The organism is Acetobacterium wieringae, from assembly GCF_026646375.1.
Taxonomy (GTDB): domain Bacteria; phylum Bacillota; class Clostridia; order Eubacteriales; family Eubacteriaceae; genus Acetobacterium; species Acetobacterium wieringae_A.
This window is the reverse complement of sequence record NZ_JAIPPU010000016.1, coordinates 98888-116910: the sequence shown is the minus strand read 5'-3', so window position 1 is coordinate 116910 and position 18023 is coordinate 98888. Positions and strand designations below refer to the sequence as shown.

The 18023-nt window shown below is 41.5% G+C and carries 11 protein-coding genes, 1 other RNA gene and 1 pseudogene; 3 read left to right on the top strand and 10 right to left on the bottom strand.

The features are described 5' to 3' along the window. Positions 1-982: 982 nt before the first annotated feature. Genes Q7P33_RS14380 through Q7P33_RS14370 form a run of 3 tightly spaced genes read right to left on the bottom strand, consistent with a single transcriptional unit; the run spans position 983 to position 1963 of the window. Entirely contained in the window at positions 983-1438 is a 456-nt protein-coding gene (locus tag Q7P33_RS14380; RefSeq protein ID WP_303871366.1) for a hypothetical protein, read from the bottom strand. A gap of 57 nt (positions 1439-1495) precedes the next feature. Continuing rightward, the gene (locus Q7P33_RS14375; protein WP_303871364.1) at positions 1496-1726 is read right to left on the bottom strand and encodes a hypothetical protein; all 231 of its coding nucleotides are present in this window, start codon (positions 1724-1726) and stop codon (positions 1496-1498) included. Positions 1727-1774: 48 nt separating this feature from the next. After that, complete coding sequence (locus tag Q7P33_RS14370; RefSeq protein WP_303871362.1) at positions 1775-1963, bottom strand: helix-turn-helix domain-containing protein; 189 nt, start codon at positions 1961-1963, stop codon at positions 1775-1777. Between the two features lie 163 nt (positions 1964-2126). On the opposite strand from Q7P33_RS14370, the gene Q7P33_RS14365 reads away from it, so the two are divergent. From Q7P33_RS14365 to Q7P33_RS14355, 3 genes and pseudogenes are all read left to right on the top strand, one after another. Next, a complete protein-coding gene (locus Q7P33_RS14365) occupies positions 2127-2552 on the top strand; it encodes a helix-turn-helix transcriptional regulator (protein WP_303871360.1) in 426 nt (141 codons plus the stop codon). A gap of 32 nt (positions 2553-2584) precedes the next feature. Continuing rightward, positions 2585-5680 (top strand): AAA domain-containing protein, encoded by a 3096-nt coding sequence (locus Q7P33_RS14360; protein ID WP_303871358.1) that lies wholly within the window; start codon positions 2585-2587, stop codon positions 5678-5680. A 761-nt stretch (positions 5681-6441) separates the two neighbouring features. After that, positions 6442-7479 (top strand): annotated as a pseudogene (locus Q7P33_RS14355) (recombinase family protein); the annotation flags it as partial. Positions 7480-7916: 437 nt separating this feature from the next. Here Q7P33_RS14355 and ssrA read toward each other — a convergent pair. From ssrA to Q7P33_RS14320, 7 genes are all read right to left on the bottom strand, one after another. Continuing rightward, positions 7917-8315: a transfer-messenger RNA gene (gene ssrA, locus Q7P33_RS14350) on the bottom strand. A gap of 11 nt (positions 8316-8326) precedes the next feature. Next, entirely contained in the window at positions 8327-8785 is a 459-nt protein-coding gene (gene smpB, locus Q7P33_RS14345; RefSeq protein ID WP_303871356.1) for an SsrA-binding protein SmpB, read from the bottom strand. A gap of 53 nt (positions 8786-8838) precedes the next feature. Continuing rightward, entirely contained in the window at positions 8839-10971 is a 2133-nt protein-coding gene (rnr, locus tag Q7P33_RS14340; protein ID WP_303871354.1) for a ribonuclease R, read from the bottom strand. 14 nt (positions 10972-10985) lie between these two features. Further along, positions 10986-13631 carry a DNA mismatch repair protein MutS gene (mutS, locus tag Q7P33_RS14335; protein ID WP_303871368.1) on the bottom strand — a complete coding sequence of 882 codons (2646 nt, stop codon included), beginning with the start codon at positions 13629-13631 and terminating at the stop codon, positions 10986-10988. Continuing rightward, on the bottom strand, positions 13585-15003 hold the full coding sequence (gene miaB / locus Q7P33_RS14330) for a tRNA (N6-isopentenyl adenosine(37)-C2)-methylthiotransferase MiaB (protein ID WP_303871353.1): 1419 nt from the start codon (positions 15001-15003) through the stop codon (positions 13585-13587). The genes mutS and miaB overlap by 47 nt, the downstream gene beginning before the upstream one ends. A gap of 61 nt (positions 15004-15064) precedes the next feature. Then, positions 15065-16258: a cation diffusion facilitator family transporter gene (locus Q7P33_RS14325; RefSeq protein ID WP_303871352.1), complete on the bottom strand. Its 1194-nt coding sequence runs from the start codon at positions 16256-16258 to the stop codon at positions 15065-15067. A gap of 190 nt (positions 16259-16448) precedes the next feature. After that, positions 16449-17942, bottom strand: coding sequence for an NAD(P)H-hydrate dehydratase (locus Q7P33_RS14320; protein WP_303871351.1), 1494 nt, complete (start codon positions 17940-17942; stop codon positions 16449-16451). Between the last annotated feature and the right edge of the window lie 81 nt (positions 17943-18023).

Below are 18023 nucleotides of genomic sequence, written 5' to 3'. Positions count from 1 at the left end.
CCTGCAACATCGGAATTACGAGGATTTTTGTTGATTATTATGTGCGAAGTTTGAGATAAACATTTAAAAAAATAAAATTTTAATGTTTATTTAAATGAATAGCGGGTATAATAGCCAGACAGAGTAAAATTTTACCCTGTCTGGGATTATTTTTTAAAATCGATTGAATTTGACATCGCTCCCCCAATCGTGGGCATATTATGAAGTTAATCTGGTTAAGATTAGACAGAAATAAATCCCGCTACATAAGCCGGCACCAATAAGCGCTGCATAGCCCACACCCTTTATTGTCTTTGCGAACGGAAAGAACCACTTTATCAACCGTTAATCACTACTCAAACGAACCTCGAATGAGTAGGCGCTTAGCTTCTACACCGTGGGGGTAGGGATCTCCATAATAGGTACTATTCACTAAGCTTGAGTGCGAGTCTTGCTTAGTGCTTTCGTTGTCTATGATCATGCGATAACGTCCAGTTGTCAGTATGGTGGAAAAGCTGGGACTCGAACCCAGATGAAAGCCGGTATTTCTTTTCCATAAAAAAGTGGAGCGCAGCATTGTGTCGGTTTATGTAGATGGATTAGATCTTTTCATTTGAAAAGGTCTTTTTTTTTATAAGTGGCGATTATAATGGTGGGATGAGTTGTTGCCACTTAATGTTATTTTTGTCACTTCGAACACTCCACCGCTCCGATCGCAGTGTTCGGTCCACCCACTCCCTCCAAAAGTTCTTAGAAGCTGTTTTACGTTCTTAACTGTTGTTCCATAAACTGTTTCCCCAGCTTCTAAAATGCAAAAGTTATCACAGTCCTTGCATCTTCGGCCTTGATCGCCAGGAACATAATCCGGGCAGATGCCATCAGGTTTTTTAGTATGAATCCTACATTGGCCCTTAATAAAATCAGCTCCGCTTAAAAATCTCGTTCTGGCATCAATTCCTTCTGGAAATCGATAATAATTCAATCTCATCGTGTAACCTCGCTTTTATAATTCAATATCTGCTTCAGCAATTTCTTTCAATAACTCCAAACATTCTTCCCGACTTTGAACGTCTTTCCCCCAGGCTTGCTCGGCATACTCCTCATAAACTCCCTCGAAATAGTCCTCGTCTACTAGAAGCTCAGATATCATCACTAAGTTATAGTCATAATTGAAAAGAAAATGTCGGAAGTAATAATAGAAATCACTCATTCCATGTGCCCGTTCATACCATTGACCCGCCAGATCACGTTCGTCACTGCCGTTTGAAGCCCACCCAGTCAGATCGCCAATAAATGACTGAATAAAATCTCCCGGGTTTTTAAAGCCCGCTTGATAGGCTTTCAGTTTTAAATTTGAATATTGCTTGTTAGTTAGTGAAAGCTTCAAATCTTCTCTTACGCATTCTGTTTTCAGATCTTCGTTTTGTTCTTTAATAAATAATGCATATCCTTCGTTCATATCAATCACATTTCCCCTCTAAATTAAAATAGGTAGGTCTGTCTGAGCCGGATCTATTCATCCCCTATCAAACATTCGTTGCATCATTTTTTCGGAGATATCTTTAAGAACTTCGTTTTTCGAAATCATTAATAATGGTAGCGCAAGGTCTTCTAATGTCATGTCAACATCTCTGACGATTTTCTTTTCAATTACTTTGCCAGTATGTCGGTTTATAGTAGTTTTGCCGATCGCAGCAACCGTATTGAATTCTTTATTGCTTATCTCAAATGCATTATTAAGGCTCATAAGTTTCCTCCTTTTAATTAAAATTCGCAAATATTACATATAGTGATTTTATTCTTTAAAAAAAATATTAGTATCGCATTCCGGAAATTTCTTTTTGATGATATTTATGAAGTTATAGCTTGGTAGTTTTGAATTGTTTTCGATTTTTGCATAATATGAAACGGAAATACCTAAATAATCAGCCATTTCTTTCTGTGTATAATTTAGTTTCTTTCGCAGATTAATTAATTCTTTCAATTATTCAGCTCCCCTTAAGCACTATATGTGATTAAATATATTTTATCACTATTTGTACTATTGTCAAGTGTTTTTGTCATTTTTAGTGCAAATAGTGATATTGCTCATATTAATTTTTAACCTGTTATATAATGTGTTTAATTGATTATTGCGAGGTGAGAATTTGAGTTTTAAAAATCGTTTAAAAGAATTGCGTGAAGAAAAAGGCTTAACTCAAAAGGAACTATCCAAATTAATAAGCGCATCACAAAGCAAGATTGCTATGTGGGAAACTGGTAATAGGGACCCAAATAGTGAAGATATTATTTATTTATCTAAATTATTCGAAGTTACTACTGATTATATTTTAGGTTGCAATGATGAAAAGCGGTCATTGAATGACATAAAAAACTCATTTTTTCAAAGCGCCCCATCAAATAATGAAAAAAATCTATTAAAAATATTTAGTAGATTAAAAACGGAAACTTACCAGGAAAAAGCAATTAATCAATTTAAAGGTTATGTCGATTGTCTTGTAGAAGTTGAATCCAGCACTGAAGAATTGGGAAAGGTTGTCCAATCTACTCCCTCAAAGAAAAACGTTGGCTAGAGTAAAATTCAAACATAAACAAGGGGAATAATATGGATAAAATTCAAAACTTACTTAGTTATTGGCATTCAATTGAATTCTTTTCGCCTGCTGCATACCCCAATGATAGTAAATGTTTAATTACGCAATCCACTCAATTATTACCATGGCAGGAAAGTAATCCTAACTCCCAAAACCAGGCAAGTAAATTACCCAGTGGATATACTATCTATTTGGGTCGGATTGAAGTTCAAAGTTTAATAAACGCTATGAACATTGCAACAAAGAATAAAGATGAATCCATTGAAAACGATAAAACTCCAACATATGTATGTACTATTCGTGTTAATGATGAAGGGTTTTTTACCCCAAGTACTTTTTGTCTATTGCCGTTTGTTTGGTCAGTATCAAAAATAGTAAAATCATCAAATATACGTAGCCGCTTAAATGAAGAAGAACTTGAGGCTTTGAATAAGAAGATTAACGCTTATTTAGAAGGATCAAAGCGACCATTAGACTTTAAGGATCTAAATGATTTTTTCACTAAACTCATGAAAGATCTTGGTTTGAAAATTGAAAATGACACTTTTCAAATAATAGTCAAAGAAATAAATAATACCAAGAAAAATAACGGTGATGATGAAAACAAAGAAGTCGCCACAAGTTTTTATGCTTCCGATATCAGAATGATCTCAGCCCAAGTCAAAAAAAGCGATCCGCTCTTAAATTACATACTCGGACTCAAAGTAAATAAACCACGCGTAAGTATTGATAAAGATGTTCCCGAAATGAAAAAATGGCTCAACCCTGATAAGTATCCGTTAGGAAAATGGCCTTCTAAACACAGTCCTAGTTTAATGCAGCAGTTAGCAATTAATATAGCTGTTTCTGATCATGAGAGCCCAATGTTTTCTGTCAATGGACCTCCCGGCACCGGCAAAACAACACTACTTAAAGAAGTAATAGCTTCGAATATCGTTCAAAGAGCTTGTTTACTCAGTAAATACGAGCACCCTAATGATGCTTTTCATCGAGTGAATTTTGAATCCCCGGACAACCATTATTGCAAATGTTTTTTTCGGATGGACGACAAGATTAAACCCTATGGGATTGTTGTTGCCTCGAGTAATAATGCCGCAGTTGAAAACATATCTAAAGAACTACCACTCTTAGATAGCGTATGCGAATCTCACACAAATTTATTCAACCCAAGTGATGAATCTGACTTGTATTTTTCACAAATTGCAAATACCTTGTCAGGCCCATCGCAAAAGTCTTGGGGACTTGTTTCTGCTCGTTTAGGAAAGAAAACAAATATTAATGCCTTTAAAAATGCATTTTGGTTTCAAAAAAATAGACTATCAATTACAAGCATGTTTGAAACGAATGTTCCTGACTGGAAATCCGCAACAGCTCAGTTTAATAAAAAGCTAAACGAAGTTATTTCTTATCGTAAGTATTTAAATGAACTTCAGCAACATTTGGATAGATGTAATGAAATGACACAATTATGTCAGCAAAAGTTAGGATCTAATGCAACCTTAAAGGATTATCTTGTTCAATGTTCCGCTCAAATCGAAAAACGTGATTCCTATTTAAGAAACGTACTCGCACAATTAAACGAATCAGTTACTGAATGCAATAATCTGCAATCAAAAATTAAAGAAATGGAACTCATCTCTAAGAATCAAAATATAAGTTTTCTGAAAAGAATAATTTCTAAAAAGTATGCCAAAGCCAAAGCTGCTGAGCAGTTAATGTATACTGCTGAGATCACATCGATCCGGAAAGAATATGTTGAACTTACCAATCAGGTCGATTATTTAACTGCTGAATTCTCATCAAACTCGGACACCTTAAATAAGCTTGAAGCTGATAAAGCTACCATTGAAGCAATTATAACTCAAAATAAACATATCGAGGATCAAATAAGAAAAGAATTTGGAACTACATTTACTGGCAGCGATTTTTGGAAAGATATTCAAAAAAATGAAAAGTCTCAACTCATATCACCATGGACGAACGAGCACTATGACAAGCTTCGTGAGGAATTATTTTTTTATGCTTTAATGCTTCAAAAAGCCTTTGTCCTTAATTCGAGTTGTGTCAGGCAAAACTTAACCTGTCTAAATAATACCTGGAGTAATGAACTTTCAGAGAAGAATAAATCACTATCATATTCTGAATTATTAAATACACTTCTTGTGATTGTGCCAGTTTTATCTACTACATTTGCATCTATATCTAGTTTTATGCGCCATGTTAATAAGAATGAGTTGGGCACCTTGATAATCGATGAAGCCGGGCAAGCTACTCCCTATTCTGCACTAGGCGCGCTATGGCGCACTAGAAAAGCAATAATAGTTGGAGATCCGATGCAGATTGAACCTGTTGTTACTATACCAAGAGAGTTGAAAACTCGCTTTGCTGATGAATACAATATCGATGCAGAATACCGTTCTTCTGAATTATCTGTTCAACAACTCGCCGACAACATCAATCAGTATGGAGGAAGCCGTGAATTTCTTAATGATACGATTTGGGTAGGTTGTCCTTTAGTTGTTCATCGCCGGTGTTTAGATCCCATGTTCTCGATTTCAAATCAAATTGCTTATAATAACAGAATGTTTCGTAGAACATCCGAACCAAATGGCGTAATCTTATCATTAAAAAAATCTCACTGGCTTGATGTTAAAGGTGCTGAGAACGGAAATAAAGATCATTTTGTTTATGAACAAGGGAGCGTTGTATTAAAGCTTATTGTGAAAGCATTTGAAGATCAAGGCGAAGATCCAAGTCTATATATTATAACTCCGTTTACCAGCGTTAGGCGACAGATGACAAAAATGTTGCAGGAAGAACTGCCAAAGTATTTACCTGGTATTGATAGAAAAATATTTAAGAGGTGGATTGAAAAATCATGTGGAACAATACACACGTTTCAGGGAAAAGAAACAAATGAGGTTATTATTTTGTTAGGTTGTGATGAAGATAAAGGTGCTGGAGCTGCTCATTGGGCTGGAAAAAGACCAAATATTCTTAATGTAGCATTGACCAGAGCAAAATATCACGTAATTATTGTTGGGGATAGTTGTTTGTGGAAGAAAATACCAAATTTTAGACAGGCGTATTATTTACTATCGCAATAAATATCTTTTTCAATAACTAAATATTTACGATTCGTCGCACCTGGTTAAGTGTTTTTACTCGAATTTTATTCATTGAAAGATTTAAGTATATCTGTTATAATATACTTAGTCGAAAAGGCATAAAGTAGTAAAAACTGTAAAGCAAAAAACCCCACCAGGTGCAACTGGTGGGGTTTTTTCATTAGAACAAGATCCTAATGAGGGACATAATCGCAACAATTAAACGAATAACTGAGGTGATCATGTCGATGCTGGTTTTTCTGTCAAGCATAAAGTAGCCCTCCTTTCTTAAGGAGTCTGGGACTGTAAACCCAGCTTTTAGATTATACACCATTTCGGAATAATAAAAAAGCAATCTATTTGCAATGGCTACTAAATCAAATATACTGCCATTCGGCCTTTCATTCTCGACTTAAATAAATCTGTATTAGATTGCACAACTAAAAATTTGTGCTATAATATAGCTAGATCTATGGTGCATGGATTCCAAAAAAAATCGAGAAATTGAAAACCCCCGGATGGCAGTCCGGGGGTTTTCTTTTGGTTAAAACCAAAAGGCTTTCACCAAGGACACAATAGCAGTTGCTAATTAGACAAGATCGGTTAAAAATCTCGCTGTGCCCTTAGACGACTTGTCGTCATTTTGGTGCATGGCATTTCCTCCTTTCATTAAGGAGTCCGGTAATCGAAAACCGGCAAAATCAATTATAGCTTATTGATACCCTCAACCACAACTAAAAATTAAAATCAGGAGATCTAATATGAAAGCAGCCATATATGCCCGTTATAGCAGTGATAATCAAAGAGACGAATCAATTGATGCGCAAGTAAGAGCGATCAATGAATACGCCACTAAGAGCGAAATAACAGTAGTCAGTATTTATATTGATGAAGCCCGATCCGCAACATCAGACAATCGACCTAACTTTTTAAAAATGATGAAAGATTCGGAAATGAGACTTTTTGACCTGGTGTTAGTACATAAGTTAGATCGATTCTCAAGAAATCGCTATGACAGTGCCTTTTATAAAAAGTTACTGAAAACAAATGGAGTAAGAGTTGTTTCCGTCCTGGAGCAGCTAGATGATAGTCCGGAGTCAATCATTTTAGAGTCTGTCCTTGAAGGAATGAGTGAATACTTTTCAAAAAACCTTTCAAGAGAGGTAATGAAAGGAATGAAAGAAACAGCGCTTCAGTGTCGCCACACCGGTGGCATTCCCCCACTTGGTTATGATGTCAACCCAGACAAAACTTTTTCAATTAATACATTTGAAGCAAAAGCCGTTCAGCTCATCTTTGGTATGTACGCTGCCGGCGACGGCTACTCTAAAATCATAGATGAGCTGAACAGACTTGGTTATCGTACAAAACGTGGAAACACTTTTGGAAAAAACAGTATTCACGATCTCTTAAAGAACGAAAAATATACCGGTACCTATATTTTTAATCGCACTGAAAGAAAAACCAATGGCAAAAGAAACGGTCACAGTATTAAAGATGAAACAGAAATCATTCGTATACCTGGAGGTATGCCAAAATTGATTGAAAAAGAAATGTTTGAAAAGGTTCAAAGTAAAATGATTGAAAACAGACACGGCCCAGGGAGATTCCTGGCAAAAGAAGTTTATTTATTAAGTGGATTAGTATATTGCGGAAATTGTGGTGGCAAAATGACTGGCAAAAGAAGATACGCTGGTCGCAACCGCAGCCTTTATACGACATATGAATGTTCTACACGAAAAAACAAAAGAACGTGTGATATGAAAGGCATTAATAAGGAATACTTGGAAAATTTAGTGATTGAGCAATTAGTAGAAGATATTTTTAAGCCAGAAGCAATGGAAAATCTTATTGAAAAACTTTTGTATTATTCTCAAATGCAATTAAAATCAGTCGATGAAGACGTAAAGAGTTTGAAAATAGAGCTAAACCAAATTAACGGGAAAATTAATAATATTGTCGAAGCAATATCAAATGGAATGTTCCACGAATCAATGAAAAATAAACTTGACGTTTTGGAAGTTCAGAAGTCAAATATAGAAAGTAATATCAGCCAAATTAAAAGACGATCACAGTCGATAACATACTCAGAACAAGAGATGTATGATTTTTTTATGAAAGATGCGGATATAAAAGAACGAAGCCCAGAAGATCAGCAAAAGATCATCCAGGCTTACGTTAAAAGAATTGATATTTTCGATGATTCAATTGATATCGAAAATATTGTCACTGTTGTTGGTGGAGGCGAGGGGAGTCGAACCCCTGTCCGAAAGTCCATTCACAGGAGCTTCTCCGAGTGCAGTCATTGTTTATTTTCTCATTCCTCTCCTTCTCCAATGACATAGAAAAAGAGGAACCAGCCTCTTGATCGTTAATGGTGCGAGACACTACCAGAAACGGTTCCCTGCTTCAATGAACGCCGAAACCCAAAACCACAGGTTGAGATGGGAGGCGTGCAGCATTAATTATGCTGCGAAGTCTTAGTATTAAACTTTAGAGCGAATTACGCTGCTAAAGCTAACCCGTAACTTTTTTCTGTTTTTGCGTTTATATTTATGCGCCATTTTTTACGATGATTGGCAACATCGACTCGCTACTCAAGCTTCAAAACCCCCGTCGAAACCAGTACACCCCCAAATAAATTAACTAGCCATTATGTCGCATACTTTTTTGAATCCGCCGGTCGGAATCCCGCTCGGCAATGGCATGTCGCTTATCATAAAGCTTCTTGCCTTTGGCCAAAGCCAGTTCCATTTTAACCCGACCATTCTTAAAGTACAAACTCAGTGGTACCAGAGTGTAGCCTTCCCGCTGCTTCAGACCGATAAGTTTACGAATCTGCTGTTTGTGCAGCAGTAGCTTGCGGATGCGCAGCGGGTCTTTATTGTAAATATTACCCTGCTCATAGGGATCAATATGCATCTGATAAACAAAAACCTCGCCATTGTGGATATCGGCAAAGCTTTCCTTGAGGCTGACTTTTCCGGCCCGGATCGATTTCACTTCCGTTCCTGATAAAACCAGTCCGACCTCATAGGTATCTTCAATGGTAAAATCATGACGTGCTTTTCTGTTTTTGGCCACAATTTTAATTGTATCACCCATACGCAACTCCTCTGTTTCTTCTCTAGCACCACATTATAACACAGATTCCTTAATTAGTCCATAGGTACAAAATCAATCTGCCGGGAACTGATGTCGGCCCGAACCACCTTAATGGTGATTTCCTGACCCAACCGATAAATTTTACCCCGGCGTTCACCGACATGCAGGTGCAGCTCCGGGTCGTAAATGTAATAGTCATCCTTCAGATCCTGAAGCCGAACCAGGCCTTCGATGGTATTGGGCAGTTCCACAAAAAAACCAAAGGAGGTCACACCACTGATCCGACCGACAAATTCGTCGCCGAGATGTCGGGTCATATACTCGGTCATCTTAAGTTTGGTGATCTCCCGCTCAATGTTTTCGGCCCGCCGTTCTGTCTCTGAAGCATGGCTGGCGACTGTTTCAATGTTCTTTTCCAGATAGTCCAGCGATTTTTTATTGATTTTTCCTGACATTGCCTTGGCCAGATAGCGATGGACAAAGAGATCTGGATACCGGCGGATCGGTGAGGTAAAGTGCGTGTAAAAGCTTGCACCCAGCGCATAGTGTCCAAGATTATGACCTTCATAAACAGCCTGTTGCATGGTTCTAAGCATCAGCAGGGTAATCACCCGTTCTTCATTTTTTTCGGCAATGTCTTCAACCAGTTGTTGAAAATCATGCCCAGACGGCACCTGATCATCATTTTTACCCAGTTTAAAACCATAACGATTGATAAAGGTGCGGAAGGCCGCCAGTTTTTCGGGATGGGGTTCGGGATGGTTTCGAAAAATAAAAGGTGCCTCCAGTTTGGCCACGTGTTCAGCAATGGTTTCATTACAGACCAGCATAAACTCTTCAATGATGCGGTGGGAAATCAGCCGCTCATCGATAATCACGTCTTCCGGAAAGCCTTGATGATCCAGTAAAATCTTGGCCTCGGGGAAATCAAAATTGATCGCCCCCCGGTTCAAACGACGCTTGATCCGCAGAATTTCATGGAGTTCTTCCATTAATACCAGATCACTGCGAAATGGTTTCAACTCGTCAGCTTCATCGATCCGGTCTTCAAGCAGTGCATTGACTTTTTTATAAGTCATCCGGGCTTTCGAACAAATCACCGATTTAAAGATCTCGTAATTCACGACCTGGCCATCACCATCAATTTCCATTTCACAGCTAAACGTCAAGCGATCCTTGTTCGGTACCAAACTACAGATATCATTTGAAAGCTTAAATGGCAACATCGGCACTACCCGATCGACAACATAAACACTGGTGCCCCGTTCCAATGCGGCCGCATCAATGGCACTTCCTTGCCGGACATAATGACTGACATCAGCAATGTGCACCCCCAATAAAAAGTTACCTTTCTTTGTTTTGGATAACGATACCGCATCATCAAAGTCCTTGGCATCATCGCCATCGATGGTAAAAATCTGCTGCTCCCGGAGATCCCGCCGCTTTTCCAGTTCTGTCCCAGATATCCGGTCATTTAGCTGATTGGCTTCCCGTTCCACATCATTGGAGAAATCCATCGGAATGTCATATTCTTTGATGACAGAAAGAATATCGATCCCCGGCTCATTTTCATTACCAAGAATTTCCAGAATTTCGCCTTCGGGATTTTTCCCGGAGTCCGACCATGAGACGATCTGCGTCACCACCTTGTCCCCGGAAACAGCCTTGCGGCCTCGCCGCTCGGGAACAAAAATATCTTTGCAAAGCCGATCATTATCCGGGATCACAAAACCAAAGCCCTTTCCTTTCTGGTAACGACCGACGATTTTCTGATGTCCCCGGGAAATGATTTCGACCACTTCCCCTTCCGGTCGTTTATCCCCCTGTTTCGACGTTAAGCGCACCCAAACAGTATCCATATCCAGGGCGCCATGGAGGGCCTTCTCCGGGATAAAAACATCCTCCGAGAAAATAGAGTAATCAGGAATAACAAAACCAAAGCCACGCTGGTTGCCTCGCAGCACCCCAACGATTTTAGGGGCGCCATTGCCCTTTTTATAGTTGCCATTGCCATCTTTTTCCACCTTACATTTTACTTCCAGCTCTTTTAGAACATGGGACAGCATCTGGCGGTCTTTCTTTTTGGACAAACCGATAAAATCCGATAATTGATCGAAAGTCATATTTCGATATTTTTTATCATTCATCAAACGCTTAACTATGCGTTTTAATTCTTTGGTTTTCATCTTTACTCCGATCACTAAAGTTTTTTTCGTAATTGGTCAATCACAATCATGACTTCAAGGGGGCTCATTTCATCAATGTTCATTTCCCGAAGGGTATCCAGCGCCGATGCTTCTGCATCGGTCATCGTCTGGGCGACATCAAAGAAATTTAGCTGATCCCCTTTTTCTCCCGATAAAACGGTGGGCTCTGTCACCAGCAGTCCCTGACGATAGGTATCTTCTCCAGATTCCAGATGACCAAGAATTTCCTGGGCCCGCCGGGTCACGCCCCCCGGAAAACCGGCCAGTTTAGCCACTTCAATACCATAACTCTGGTCAGCCGGGCCGGGTATGATTTTACGCAGGAAGATCACCCCATCAGGGGTATCCTTTAGCCGGATACTGAAATTCTTGATTCCCGGTTTTAAAGTCTCCAGTTCAGTCAGTTCGTGATAATGGGTGGCAAACAGGGTTTTGGCACCGATACTGTCGGGATTGTGGAGATATTCCACCACTGCCCAGGCAATGCTGATGCCGTCAAAGGTGGAAGTACCCCGACCGATTTCATCGAGAATCACCAGACTGCGCGCGCTGGCATTTTTTAGGATATTGGCCACCTCGGTCATTTCCACCATAAAGGTACTCTGACCACTGGCTAAATCGTCACTGGCTCCGACCCGGGTAAAAATCCGGTCGACAACCCCGATGCTGGCCGCATCCGCCGGAACAAAAGATCCAATCTGGGCCATCAGGGTAATGATCGCCACCTGGCGGATAAAGGTCGACTTCCCGGCCATATTGGGCCCGGTGATAATCAGCATCCGCTGATCATCCTGATTAAGCAGACAATCGTTGCCAATAAAATGGTTGGTACCAATCATATCCTCGACCACCGGATGACGGCCGTTTTTTATCATCAGCGTGCTGTCTTCCCGAATCTCCGGGCAGACAAAACGGTTTTGAAGCGCCACTGCCGCCAGCGCATAAATGGCATCGAGTTCCGCCACTTCCCGGGCTTTTTGCTGAATCCGGGGGATTTCTTTAAGCAGACCGTTACGGATTTCCTGAAACACCTGGGTTTCACAGCGCAGCAACCCTTCCTGGGCTCCGAGAATCCGACTCTCCATTTCTTTTAGCTCCGGGGTAAAATAGCGCTCGGCATTGGCCAGGGTCTGTTTACGGATATAATCCTCAGGCACCTGGTCAAAATTACTTTTGGTCACCTCAATAAAATACCCAAAAACCCGGTTATATTTCACTTTTAAATTTTTTATCCCGGTGCGCTCCCGCTCCCGGCATTCCAGGTCGCAAATCCAGTCCTGGCCCTTCTCGGCGGCTTCCCGGAACGCATCGATTTCGGGATGATAGCCGGTTTTAATCACGTGTCCGTCTTTTAGCACAAGTGGGGCCTGATCATCGATCGCCTGTTCAATCTGTTCCCAGATATCGGTAAGCAACTCTTCGGGATCAAACAGTGCTGTGAGTGGTTCTGCATCCAGCTGCACCACAAAATCCCGGATTAATGGTAGTGCCCCCAAAGATTGTTTAAGGGCCAGCAGATCTCGAGGATTAATGGTGCCAAAAGCCAGTTTGCCACAGAGCCGTTCCAGATCATAAACCCTGGTCATAATCGTTTTAAACGATGGCAGATCGGCAGCGTGATTAAAAAAAGCTGACACCCCACCCTGACGCCCAAGAATCGCATCACGATTTAAAAGCGGCGCCTCAACCCAGCGGCGCAGGGTGCGTCCACCCATAGCGGTGACGGTTTTATCCAGCACCCCCAGTAGACTGCCTTTTTTTTCAAGGGTTCGTAGGGTCTGGGTCAGCTCCAGATTGCGCCGGGTCGACAAGTCCAGTACCATATAGTCCCTACTGTTATAATAGCGGATCGTTTTAATATGGGTCAGGGCCCGTTTCTGAGTTTCGTCGAGATAAAGTAGCAACGCCCCGGCGGCGGCAATGGCATGATCACGGCGTTCCAAATCCAACGCGCCCAGAGCAAAAACCTGAAACTGATCGGTGATCCGTTTGCTACCATTTTTAACCGAGAAATATTTTTCCGGATAAAGACTGGTCAGTATTCCAAAACGGTTTTCAATCAGTGCCAACGCCTGACTATCTTTAAAGAGCGCTCCATTTAAAATCACCTCAGCCGGCAACAACCGTCCGATTTCATCCGACAGCTGAGACAACCATTGTTCCCGATTTTTCGCCATGATCTCGGTGACATAAAAATCCCCGGTGGAAACATCCAGACTGGCGATCCCCAGGGTATTGTTCTCCAGATAAAGGGCCATCAGATAATTATTTTTCTTTGATTCCAGTAATTTTCCTTCAGAGATGGTACCCGGCGAAATCACCCGGATAATTTCACGGCGGACAATCCCCTTGGCCTCTTTGGGGTCTTCAACCTGTTCACAGATCGCTACCTTATAACCTTTTTCCACCAGTCGGGTAATATAGTTCTGGGCCGCATGATGGGGCACTCCGCACATCGGGGCTCGTTCTTCCAGCCCGCAATCCCGACCAGTCAGGGCAATTTCGAGCTCCCGTGAAGCCGTCAGCGCATCGTCGAAGAACATTTCATAAAAATCACCGAGTCGAAAAAACAAAAGAGCGTCGGGAACCTCCTCATGAATTTGCAGATATTGGGTCATCATCGGGGTGAGCTGCGCCATCATTGTCCTCCTGGGTTATTTTTTCGCCATCCAGGCTAAAGGTTTTGGCCTGGGTGATCCGGACCATCAACAGTTTTCCGATATCATCAGAGTCACCGGGAAAATTAACCACTTTCCCGGAGCGGGTTCGGCCAGTCAGCCGTTCGGGGTTGTTGCGACTGGTTTCTTCCACCAGCACTTCGACCACCTGATCTTGATATGTCTGATTGATATCGTGGCTGATCTGATGCAGTAGCTCCAGGCAGCGGTTGATCCGTTCATGCTTGACCGCATCAGGTATTTGATCGGTCATAGTCGCCGCCGGAGTGCCAGTTCGAATTGAATATAAAAAGGTGAATGCGGAGTCAAACTGACACTGTTCTACAACCTTGAGAGTTTCTAAAAAATCTGCTTCTGTTTCACCGGGAAAGCCGACAATCAAGTCGGTGGTGATGGCTACCCCGGGAATTCTTTTGCGGATCGCCGCAACCCGATCGAGAATATCATCCTGCGTGTATTTGCGGTTCATCGCTTTTAATACCCGGGTGCTGCCGGATTGAATCGGAAGATGGATATAATTACAAACGGCGTCGCACTCAGCGATGGCATCAATCACCGCATCGGTGAGATCTTTGGGATGGGAAGTCATAAAACGAATCCGCTTGAGATTGTCAATGGTATTGAGTTGTCGTAACAGGTTGGCAAAGTTAACCTCATCCCCCAGATCATTGCCGTAGGAATTGACATTTTGGCCCAGTAGCGTCACCTCCACGCAACCGTCGGCCACTAGAGCGGTTACCTCGGAGAAAATACGCTCCGGCTGGCGGCTGACTTCCCGGCCCCGGGTATATGGCACAATGCAGTAGGTGCAGAAATTGTTGCAGCCATTCATAATTGTCACAAAGCCCTTAAAGGGATATTTACGGTCCACCGGCAGATCTTCGACAATCGTATCAGAATCTTCCCAGACCTCTACCAGTCGCTTTCCATTGACCATGTAGTTGTTAAGCATCTGCGGTAGCTGATGATAATTATGGGTGCCAAAAACCAGATCAACCTGGGGATATTTGGTGACAATCTGATTGACGATTTCCGGCTGCTGCATCATACAGCCACAGACAGCCAGAATTAAATCAGGATTATTTTTCTTGACGGTTTTATAGGCGCCAATATTGCCAAAGACCCGCTCGTCGGCATTTTCCCGAACCGAACAGGTATTAAGAATGACCAGACCGGCTTTATTGACATCCATTTCTTCGACGTAGCCCAAGGCTTTTAACATTCCCGAAATTTTTTCGGAGTCATTTTCATTCATCTGACATCCGAAGGTAAAAATACGAAAACTGCGGGACGTATTGTTTAAGATTCGTTGTGCAGGTATTTTCTTGCTCATGCTATTTTGTTTCTCCTAAGATCTGAAAAATTAATCGGGTATTGGTTGCACGGCTCACATTTTAAACACAAAACTCGTCCTGATTGGGGACATAGTGATTATAATCAACCGTAATCACGGCGTGATAAGCCGGATTTATTTTGTATATTTCATTGGCAATCATCATGCTCAGTTCCTCATCGCTCCACGGTGCATCATAGGGGACGACCACATCAAAAATCAGATTGGAATGGTTATATCCCCACATCACCCGAAAATCGTGGATGTGCATATCTGGCGAAAGTCCGGCAATGGTCTGCTCCACCTGCTCTTTTAGCGCCGTGGTTTTTTCATCGTCGGTAATAACCGGATCGAGATGAATAATCAGATGAATGTTTAGATCTTTAAGAAAATCCCGTTCAATTCTATCTATGACACTATGGCTGATCAGGCAGTCCAGTTCTGCCGGTACCTCACAATGCACTGAGGCATAGGTTTGGGTTTCTCCATAGCTATGAATCATCAGATCATGAAGGCCAATAATGTGTTCATAATTGCGGATTTTTTTATAAATCTGATCCACCAGTTCATTGGACGGCGCTGTGCCCAGAAGCGGGCTGATGGTTTCACGAACCAGATTAATACCGCTGACAATGATAAAAATGGCAACCACCACCCCCATATAACCGTCGAGGTCAAAACCGGTCAAATAGGTGATGACGGTTGCTACCAGTACAGCCGAGGTTGCCAGAATATCGTTACGACTGTCAGTCGCAGTCGCCATTAGTGTTAGCGAGTTGATCGTCTTACCGATTTTTCGATAAAATAAACATTGCCACAATTTGATCAAAATCGCAATGATTAAAACCACCACTGTAATCATGTTAAACTGGGGCAGTTCCGGATGTAAAATTTTATCAAAGGAACTCTCAATCAGTTGCAACCCTAAAAAAAGTATGATAAAGGAAACCACCAAACCAGAGATGTATTCTATCCGCTGATGCCCAAAAGGATGGTCGGCATCGGCCGGTTTGCCAGACAGTTTAAAACCCAGCAGCGTCACCAGTGACGAGCCTGAATCAGACAGATTGTTGACCGCATCAGCTGTGATCGAAATGCTGTTAAACACCAGACCAACAGTTATTTTAATGAAAAATAGCAATAGATTTGAAGCAATCCCCATGATACTGGCCAATTTTCCGTAGTTTTCACGAACTCGGGAATTTCCGGTATTCTCATAATTTTTGATCAGCTTTCTTACTAATGTATTTGTCACAACGCTATCCCTTTCCTGATTGATTCACTCCAGTTACCCGAAATGCAATTGTTACGATGCCACTGCTTTCCTGGCAAAGTTTTAAAAGTCGTTAAAAACGGCCACAAACTTTATTCGATTATTATAACTCAAAATCTTCAAATCACCAAACAAAGAGAAAAATCCCGGTTATTCCGGGATTTTAAACAACTTATTTTAAAACATACTTTAAGGATTCAATAATGCTATGTGCCGTTAGGGTACTCTGGCCGAAGTGATCGGCATAATAATCCCCAGCTTTGCCGTGATAAAAAACCCCGGCTCGGGCAGCTTCAAAAAGATTAACGTTTTGTCCGGCAATTCCGGCAATCATCCCGGCCAGAACATCGCCACTACCGCCCGTGGCCATTCCCGGATTTCCTGTGGAATTAAACCAGATTTCGCCATTGGTTCCAAACACCATCGTCCGATATCCTTTTAATACCACCACGACCTGATATTCCATCGCAAATTTCTGACCATAACCAATGGGATCTTTTAAAATATCTTCCCGCGGCACATCAATCAGCTTAGAAAACTCCGCAAAATGCGGGGTAATAACAACCGGGGTTTTGGATTCTTTTAAAGAATCCACCACCACCGCCAGATGATGGATACCATCGGCGTCAATCACCACCGGGAGACTGCCTTCCAATAAATGCTCCAGAATAAAGCTGTAGTTCTTGGCCCGGCCAATCCCCGGTCCGATCAAAATTACCTTTTTTCGATCATGCTTAATGTCATCCGAGGTAATATTACAGTCATACGTTTTAATCAGGGCTTCAGCCGGGGCTCGGGCCACCACTGAAATATAAATATCCTGGGGCACATAGCAGGTCACCAGGCCACCGCCGCTTTTCAAGGCCCCTTCGATTGAAAGGATTCCAGCCCCACTCATCCCTTTAGAACCAGCAATTACAACTACAGAGCCATAATCATATTTATGAGTATTTTTTTTTCTTTTCTGAGGAAATTTAAGATCACTTTCCTGCGTGTAGTATTTTTCATTGGGAATGCTATCTTCATCAATCCCGATATCAATCAAAATGGTATCACCCGTATAATCAGGCCCATCATTTAACAGACATCCTGTTTTATAATTCTGGATCACAATGGTCTTATCGGCAAAAATCCCATTACCAATGGTCAAACCAATATCGCCTCTGAGACCTGACGGAATATCGATCGCAATTTTTTTTCGGTCAAACTCATTAACCAGGTCAAAAATGCGATTGTAAATAGCCGGAATTTCTTTATCCATCAGGCCAGTCCCAAAGATGGCATCGACCACATGGGTAGCCCGCTTCATAATCAGACTCAGATCTTCCAAATCAGCGTCATCCAGTAGGGTGCGGATAGGAATATTTTTATCTTTCAGTCGTTTCAGGCAGATCTGACTGTCTTCGGACAATTTTGTTGGATCTGCGGTTAAAAATAGATGGACGGTATAACCATCCTCAATCAATGACTGGCCGATGACCAGTCCATCACCACCATTGTTACCCGGTCCGCACAAAATAATAATCTGAGCCTCTTTCTCAAGATCCTCCTTGATAACTTCGGCGCAAGCACGCCCCGCACGTTCCATCAATTCAACGCTGGGTGTTCCGGCAGCTACGGCATGGCGATCCATAACCGCCATTTCTTTAGGTGTGACAACTTTCATTTTCTTCCTCTTTTCCCATCTATGAAAAATAATCCTATGTGTATTGTCATTATATCAAATAGATGGTTTTTGTAAACCTTC

Bases quoted from the DNA above. Each gene is read 5' to 3' on its own strand.
- Q7P33_RS14380 (WP_303871366.1), bottom strand. From the start codon at position 1,438: ATGAACGAAGGATATGCATTATTTATTAAAGAACAAAACGAAGATCTG.
- Q7P33_RS14375 (WP_303871364.1), bottom strand. From the start codon at position 1,726: ATGAGCCTTAATAATGCATTTGAGATAAGCAATAAAGAATTCAATACG.
- Q7P33_RS14360 (WP_303871358.1), top strand. From the start codon at position 2,585: ATGGATAAAATTCAAAACTTACTTAGTTATTGGCATTCAATTGAATTC.
- smpB (WP_303871356.1), bottom strand. From the start codon at position 8,785: ATGGGTGATACAATTAAAATTGTGGCCAAAAACAGAAAAGCACGTCAT.
- rnr (WP_303871354.1), bottom strand. From the start codon at position 10,971: ATGAAAACCAAAGAATTAAAACGCATAGTTAAGCGTTTGATGAATGAT.
- mutS (WP_303871368.1), bottom strand. From the start codon at position 13,631: ATGGCGCAGCTCACCCCGATGATGACCCAATATCTGCAAATTCATGAG.
- miaB (WP_303871353.1), bottom strand. From the start codon at position 15,003: ATGAGCAAGAAAATACCTGCACAACGAATCTTAAACAATACGTCCCGC.
- Q7P33_RS14320 (WP_303871351.1), bottom strand. From the start codon at position 17,942: ATGAAAGTTGTCACACCTAAAGAAATGGCGGTTATGGATCGCCATGCC.